Source organism: Hyphomicrobium sp., assembly GCF_035572195.1.
Lineage (GTDB): Bacteria > Pseudomonadota > Alphaproteobacteria > Rhizobiales > Hyphomicrobiaceae > Hyphomicrobium_B.
Genome location: NZ_DATNBA010000135.1, coordinates 1 through 7,682 on the forward strand (window position 1 = coordinate 1; position 7,682 = coordinate 7,682).

Annotated in this window: 7 protein-coding genes; all 7 read right to left on the minus strand. The window is 60.6% G+C overall.

Annotated features, from left to right (window positions below):
* The coding region (locus VN623_RS11580) for an FAD-dependent monooxygenase (RefSeq protein ID WP_325571146.1) at positions 1-657 on the minus strand (657 nt) is incomplete at its 3' end.
* 23 nt (positions 658-680) lie between these two features.
* On the minus strand, positions 681-1,985 hold the full coding sequence (hflX, locus tag VN623_RS11585; protein ID WP_325571152.1) for a GTPase HflX: 1,305 nt from the start codon (positions 1,983-1,985) through the stop codon (positions 681-683).
* A gap of 98 nt (positions 1,986-2,083) precedes the next feature.
* Complete coding sequence (gene hfq, locus VN623_RS11590) at positions 2,084-2,335, minus strand: RNA chaperone Hfq (RefSeq protein WP_325571147.1); 252 nt, start codon at positions 2,333-2,335, stop codon at positions 2,084-2,086.
* Positions 2,336-2,508: 173 nt separating this feature from the next.
* Positions 2,509-3,372: a D-amino-acid transaminase gene (locus VN623_RS11595; RefSeq protein WP_325571148.1), complete on the minus strand. Its 864-nt coding sequence runs from the start codon at positions 3,370-3,372 to the stop codon at positions 2,509-2,511.
* 18 nt (positions 3,373-3,390) lie between these two features.
* Positions 3,391-4,791 (minus strand): sigma-54 dependent transcriptional regulator, encoded by a 1,401-nt coding sequence (locus VN623_RS11600; protein WP_325571149.1) that lies wholly within the window; start codon positions 4,789-4,791, stop codon positions 3,391-3,393.
* Positions 4,792-4,826: 35 nt separating this feature from the next.
* Positions 4,827-7,166, minus strand: a complete 2,340-nt coding sequence (locus VN623_RS11605) for a PAS domain-containing sensor histidine kinase (protein WP_325571150.1) — start codon at positions 7,164-7,166, stop codon at positions 4,827-4,829.
* 249 nt (positions 7,167-7,415) lie between these two features.
* The coding region (locus VN623_RS11610; protein WP_325571151.1) for a helix-turn-helix domain-containing protein at positions 7,416-7,682 on the minus strand (267 nt) is incomplete at its 5' end.

The following is a 7,682-nucleotide window of genomic DNA, read 5'->3' on the forward strand; positions in this document are numbered from 1 at the left end:
ATAGTCGCCGCGTTGAAGCATCACGAACAAATGCCCGGCATCGAAGCGAGCTTGCGTCTGGTCGGTATCGCCTTCGAGACGCGGCAATCGAAACCACATGACATCCATCGGCGCGCCAAAATCTTCACTGACGAAGCCCGCTGCCTTGCGCAGCGTTGATGAACGCCCATCAGCGGCGACGACGAGATCGGCATTGACGATCATCGGGCCTTCGTCGGTCCTGACCTTGACGCCCGTGACCCGGCCGCCATCGGAAACGAGATCAAACGCCTCGGCATTCATCTTGAGGTCGAAGCCCGGATAAGCGCGCCCCTTGTCGGCCAGGAAGTCGAGGAAATCCCATTGCGGCATCAGCGCGATGAATTTTGATTTCACCGGCAAATGTGACATGTCGGCGATCGTTAGCGGCGTATCACCGAATTGTCCGGAGAGCTTTTCGACTTTCTGATGCGGCAGCCGCAAAAGATCGTCGAGCCAACCGAGTTCGTCCATCACCTGCAGCGTCGAGGGGTGAATTGTGTCGCCGCGGAAATCGCGGAGAAAATCCTGGTGCTTTTCAAGAACAAGCACCTTGATGCCGGCACGGGCCAGGAGCACGCCGAGCATCATCCCGGCCGGCCCTCCACCGGCAATGCAGCAACTGACGCGCTGGTCCATGCCGGGCAATCTAGTGGTTTGAGCTAGACCTTCAACCCCGCTTTGCGAAGCTGCCCGATGATGCTGGCTTTCTTCTCGCTCGGGACCCTGACACGCAATTCGATGCTGCCGTCTTTGCGCGCCTCGCGCGCCAGCACTTCGCAGTTTTCATGCAGCCAATTGAGCAGCGCCCCCTGGCTGCCGGGAACAATCAGATCAAGCACTTCGTCGGCGGTGCTGAGTTGCGCATCGAGGGAATCGAGCAGCGGTGCCATCCCCTCCCCCGTCGCCGCTGAAACCAGAACCGGAGGCCGGGCGTTGCGGCGGCTTTCATGTTGCAGCTCCCCACGCCGTTCGTGAGAGAGAAGATCGATCTTGTTCCAGACCTCAAGAATGTGATTGTCGACCGGCAACGTGTCGATGCCGAGATCGCCGAGCACCTTCTCGACGTCGCTCGCCTGCGCTTCCGTCTCTTCGTGAGCGATGTCGCGAACGTGCAAAATGAGATCGGCCTCCACGACTTCTTCGAGCGTCGCGCGAAAAGCCGCAACCAGCATCGTCGGCAGGTCCGAGATGAAACCGACCGTGTCGGAGAGGATGATGCGCCGGGCACTCGGCAGCTTTACTTCGCGCATCGTCGGATCGAGCGTCGCGAAAACCTGATCCATGGCGACGACGCCGGCACCGGTTATCTTGTTGAAAAGCGTCGATTTCCCGGCGTTCGTATAGCCGACGATCGCGACGATCGGATACGGCACCTTGCGCCGTCCCTTGCGATGCAGACTGCGGGTCTTCGCGACATCCTTCAAGTCCCGCTTGATCGCATCGATGCGGTCTTGAAGCATGCGGCGATCAAGTTCGATCTGGGCTTCGCCGGGGCCGCCGAGAAATCCGCCGCCGCCGCGCTGGCGTTCCAAATGCGTCCAGGCGCGGACAAGCCGCCCCTTCTGATACGTGAGATGCGCCAGCTCCACCTGCAGCACGCCTTCCCGCGTCCTGGCGCGGGCGCCAAAAATTTCGAGAATGAGCCCGGTTCGATCGACGACCTTGGTATTCCACGCCTTCTCGAGATTGCGCTGCTGCACCGGCGTCACGATGTGGTCGATGACGACGAGACCGATGTCGAGTTCGCTTACCCTCTGGCCGACTTCATCGACCTTTCCCGATCCAAGCAAGGTTGAGGGGCGCGGTTCCGACAGCGGCACGATCGTCGCGTCGATGACGTCGAGGTCGATGGCCTTTGCAAGTCCGACGGCTTCGGCGAGACGATTTTCCGGCGTGTGGATTTGCGGAAAAGGCTTCGTCTTTTCGCCGACGCGGACTTGGCGCTTCCATACGGGAACAAGCACTAGGGTCCGCGTTCTGGGCGCGCGCGTTTCTTCCCCACCACGCCGGCGCTTGCGTGGCGTATCGCGCCCCGCGTCCTCGCCGTCATCAGGACGCGTGCTCAACTCGGGGTGCCTTCGCCGTCCTGCTCATTAAGATTGACCGGACCTCCGGGCATGATCGTTGAAATGGCGTGCTTGTAAACGAGTTGCGAATGCCCGTCGCGTCTCAGGAGCACGCAAAAATTATCGAACCAGCTCACGATGCCCTGCAGCTTTACGCCGTTGATGAGGAATATCGTCAGGGGCGTTTTATTTTTGCGCACGTAATTGAGAAATGTGTCTTGCAGGTTTTGAGTTTTTTCGGCCGCCATGGTTGTTTTCCGTTTTTTTATCTCAAGCGTCTTCTCGGAAGCGCGCCTAACGCCGTCGCGTTTTGAGTTGCAACGAAGCGTCGATGCGGAGATTCGAAGGCCATCGGGGGGACCGCCTCGAAGCGGATCAATTTACAGTTCTTGTTGCCGCGCACAATGCGGCAACATTCGCATCAGACAGCCGAAATTTCAGCCATCTGATGAAACCTTGATCGCAGACGCCGGGTCAGTGGGCCCGGCAGGCCATTACCGATCCCCTGGCCGTCGATGGTTACGACCGGCATTGCGATATTTGTTGCAGATGTGATGAAGGCTTCCGTTGCCCGCAACGCCTCGTCGCGCGTAAAGGCGCGTTCCTCGACACGGAGGCCCTCGGCCTTGGCAACATCCATCACGGTCGCGCGCGTGACACCGGGAAGAATTTCCTGTCCAAGCGGGCGCGTCACAAGCACGCCTTTGGCTGTCACAATCCAGGCATTGCTCGAGGCGCCCTCTGTGATAGTGCCGGAGGAATCGACAAACCACGCCTCGCGCGCACCGGCACGGCGGGCCGCGTCCTTTGCCAGAACTGCCGGCAACAACATAACGGTCTTTATGTTGCACCGCTCCCAGCGGTTGTCCGGCACTGTTTTGACCACGATGCCGGTTTCAGCCAATCGGTCCGCACGGCCGCGCGGCTGGGTGCGGGCGAAAACGACGAGCGTCGGCAAAACGTCCGGGCCTGGTAAAGCAAACTCTCGCGGGCCCGCTCCGCGCGTCACCTGCATGTAGACGATGCCGTCGCGAACGCGATTTCGCCGAATGACCTCGCCAATGATGTGAAGCAAGGCGCTTTCCCGCATCGGCGGCGATATCGCGAGTTCGCGCAGCGATCGTTCGAGGCGGGCAAGATGCCGAGTTGCATCGACGAGTCGCCCGCCAAGAACTTCGATGACCTCATAAACGGCATCGGCAAACTGAAAGCCGCGATCCTCGACATGGATCGCAGCCTCGCCATAGCGCTTGTAGGCGCCGTTGACGTAGACAATGCGTGTCATTTGCGGTGTGCCCTAGCCCTAGGAAGCCGACCGCAAATCACCGGCGCGCTGCTCGGAAGAAACGCCGAGTGCGCGCAGCTTCCTGTGCAATGCCGACCGCTCCATGCCGACGAACTCCGCCGTGCGGGAGATGTTGCCGCCGAAGCGGTTGATCTGAGCCAGCAGATACTCGCGCTCGAAGATTTCCCGAGCTTCACGTAGCGGCAAAGACATCAGATGCTCGGCACCGCCGTTGACCGGCAGCGGAACGTTCGAGCCTATCTCCTCCGGCAGCATGTCGGCGGTGATGGCCGCATTCGGCTCGCCGCCCGCCAGGATCAGCAGGCGCTCGACGTTGTTGCGAAGCTCGCGCACGTTGCCCGGCCAATCGTGCGCCTGCAGTACGGCGATGGCATCCTCGCCGATGCGCCGTGGAGCCAGGCCCGAGGTTTGCGCCACCTGTCCGATGAAAAATTGAATGAGCTCCGGTATATCCTCGCGCCGTTCAGCGAGACTCGGAACGCGCAGCGTAACGACGTTCAGACGATGATAGAGATCTTCGCGGAAACGGCCTTCGCGGATGTCCTGATCGAGATCGCGAGACGTCGAAGAAATGATGCGGACATCCACCGACACCTTCTGCGAACCGCCAAGACGCAGGAACTTCTGCTCGACGAGCACGCGCAGGATCTTTCCTTGCGTCTCCATCGGCATGTCGGCGACTTCATCGATATAGAGAGTTCCCGAATGTGCCTCTTCGAGCGCCCCGACCTTGCGCGGCCCTCCGGTGCGGTCCTCGGTACCGAAGAGTTCGTCTTCGACACGATCGGGAACCATCGCCGCCGCGTTGAGGACGACGAAGGGACCATCGGCGCGCAGCGATTTCTGGTGCAGGACGCGCGCGGCGAGTTCCTTGCCGGCTCCCGACGCGCCGCGCAGCATGATGCGGCTGTTGGTCGGCGCCGCCTTGTCGATGTTGTTCTTGAGCTGATTGATCGCCGGAGACTTGCCGATCATTTCGGCCGAAACGACGGAGCGTTCCTTGAGCTCTTTCACTTCGCGTTTCAGTTGCGAGGCTTCGAGCGCGCGCAGAGCGACGAGCACAAGGCGGTCGGCCTTGAACGGCTTCTCGATATAGTCGTAGGCGCCGCGCTTGATCGCGGTGACAGCCGTTTCGATGTTGCCGTGGCCCGAGATGATGACGACGGGAAGATCAGGATATGTGCGCTTCATGATCGTCAGAACCTCGAGGCCGTCGAGGCGGCTGCCCTGCAGCCAAATGTCGAGGATGACGAGGTGAGGCTTTCGATCCTCGATGGCGCGAAGCGCTTCATCGCTGTCGCGTGCGAGGCGCGTGCGGTGGCCTTCGTCCTGCAGAATACCGGCGACCAGATCGCGGATATCGGCTTCATCATCGACGATCAAAATGTCAGCGGACATCACAGAACTCCTGGGCTTCGAGTATATGTATCACGTCATCCCGCCGCGTGCGCAGCGGAGGCAACTTGGTCAGTAGAAACTTCGTGAGCGAGTTCGGTCTTGACAGGCAATGTCATGCGTACGAGTGCGCCGCGCGTCCGCGTCGGGCTTTGCGGCGCATCCTCGAGGGTGAGGGTGCCGGCGTGCTGTTCTACCACCTTCTGCACGATCGCAAGTCCAAGGCCAGTCCCCTTGGCGCGCGTCGTGACATAGGGCTCGATCAATTTTGCACGGTTCTGTTTCGGCAGGCCGACACCGTTATCGATGACCTCGATCGCAACCCGGTCGCTGGACGGCAACAAACGTACCTCGATCTCGCCCTTGTAGCCGGGCGGACGCCCTTGCGCTTCACCGTAGGCTTCGATCGCCTCCGCCGCATTCTTGATCAAGTTCGTCACGGCTTGCGATACGAGCCTGAGATCGAAGCGGGCACGAACCGGCCTGTCGGGAATTGAAAGCTTGAAGTCCACGTCCTTGTGGCCTTCGCGGAAAAGAACCGCCGGCTCCTGCACGGCAAGCCGCAGGTCCTGATCCGCCATTACCGGCTGCGGCATGCGCGCGAAGGATGCGAACTCGTCGACCATGCTCTTGATCTGACCGGTTTGCCGCTCGATCGTCTGCGTCAACGTATCGAACAGTTCACGGTTGTCGGATATCTGCGTCCCGAATTTTCGCCGTAGACGTTCGGCCGAAAGTTGTATCGGCGTCAGCGGATTTTTGATTTCGTGCGCGATGCGCCGTGCGATATCCGCCCAAGCGCTGGTGCGTTGCGCCTGGACAAGCTCGGACACGTCATCAAAGGTAACGACGTAACCGACATCGCCGTCGCCCGCCCTCTCGCGCGTGACCCTGACGGCGAACGTGCGCTCCTCGTCGCCGAGCGATTTCTTGATTTCGTGCTGGCCCTTGCTCTTGAGCCCGTTTTCCTCGCGCGCCGAAAGCACGCCGGCGAATTCCGGCACGACATCCGCCAACGGCTTGCCTACGACTTCGGCACCTGAAAATCCGAGCAGACGTTCGGCCGACCGGCTGAGCAACGTGATGTGATCGGCGCTATCGAGCCCGATGACGCCGGCCGAGACGCCCGACAGAACCGCCTCGATGAAATTGTGCCGTGCCGAGAGCTCGGCGTTGGTCAGGACAAGCGCATCCTGCTGTCGTTTCAATTCGCGCGTCATCAGATTGAAGGTATGTGACAGGCGGCGGAGGTCGCCCTCTCCCCGCTTTTCTGGAAGCGCAATTTGAAGATTGCCCCGAGAAACCTCTTGCGCCCCCGCGATCAACCTTCGGATCGGCGCCACGAAGCGCCCGGCGAACCACATGCCGGCCCAGATCGCGGCCAGCAGGGCCGTCGTCGAAATCATGAAATAGATCAGGCCGTGCGCAACCTTGAGGCCGCCCTTGGCCTTCCTAAGCCTGCTATATTCATCGACATTTTGCTCGGTCCGGTGAAGATGATCGATGACCTTCGGGCTGACGCCGCGCGCCACGTAAAGATAGCGCCCTGGCATGTTGTCGATCTTGGCAACCGCCGATATCCGGTAATCGTTCGACGGCGTCGATAGCGCAACCTGCCCCGCCTCGGCTTGCTTGATCGCTGCCGGCGGCGGAACGACGTACGGAAGCTTTGGATCATCGAGCGCCAATACGATCGGCACGCCGTCCGCATCGATGATGTAGGCCGATGTCAGATCGCGCAGCCCCGCCTGACCGATGAGAAATTTCTGAAACGCGTCGGGATCGTCCTTGAGCGTATCGGCACTACCGTTGATGTCGCGCACCATGTTGACGATATCAGTGCGAATGATCTGGCTGTGCTCGTCGACGTAGGCTTTGGCGACGTCGTACGAATTTTCAACGATGGCGCGCGTGCGGCCCGAGAACCAGCCATCGAGCGAGCGCGAAAACGTCGTGGTCGCCGCGACAGCGAGCAAAATGGCGGGCAGCGCCGCGATCAGACTGAACAGGATGACGATACGGGTATGCAGGCGCGCCCCGGGCACCTTGTTCTTCCACGCCCGGCGCAACCCCAGCATTTGCCAAAGGATGGTGCCGAGCATCGCGAGAATGAGCACGACGTTCACCGCGAGGGCGGTCCACACGTACTCGTTGCGCGGCGCAATGGAGGTGAGCCCGGTCAGGATCAGGTAGCTAGCGAGCGCCGACGTCATCGACAGAAGCACGACGCCGAACCCAAACCAGAACGCACGGTCGGACGGATTGAGCGGACTATCGCCCTCCTCCATCACCGTGGCGGCCGGCAACGGCAGGGTCGTCAGCGACGAGCGATCCGGCTCCTCGCGTGGTGTGTCTGCATTGCTGTTGCTGGCGTTCATCAGTTTTCGCCTGACGTGACCATTACTCTGAAATCACTTTCCAATTGACCTCCGAGAATGCTTCCGGCCGACACCATGATGTTGGTGTCGCGCATCTGCAGGTGAAAGCCGGCAACGGAGGCATCAAATATCCGCCGGCACCCAACAGTCTAACTGTGACATTTTCGCGACAAGTGTGGCGCGGATCAAGCGCCTTATGCGGGAAGTATCAAAAGCCCGGGGAAAATATCGGTTTTTCGCGCCCCAAGGTCAGCCTTCGACGGTCCGGAAAACGCGAATGTTGAGGTCGCGAATGCGGGCCCGCAGCGTGTTTCGGTTGAGACCGAGTAGCTCGGCGGCGCGGATCTGATTGCCGCGCGTTGCAGCGAGCGCCGCACTTAGCAACGGCTTTTCGACATCGCGGATGACGCGGTCATAAAGCCCCACGGGCGGCAGTTCGTTGCCGAACGACGAAAAATATCGCGTCAGATAGCGTTCGACGGCCTCGCCCAAATCGGCGCCCTCGTTCGATCCGGC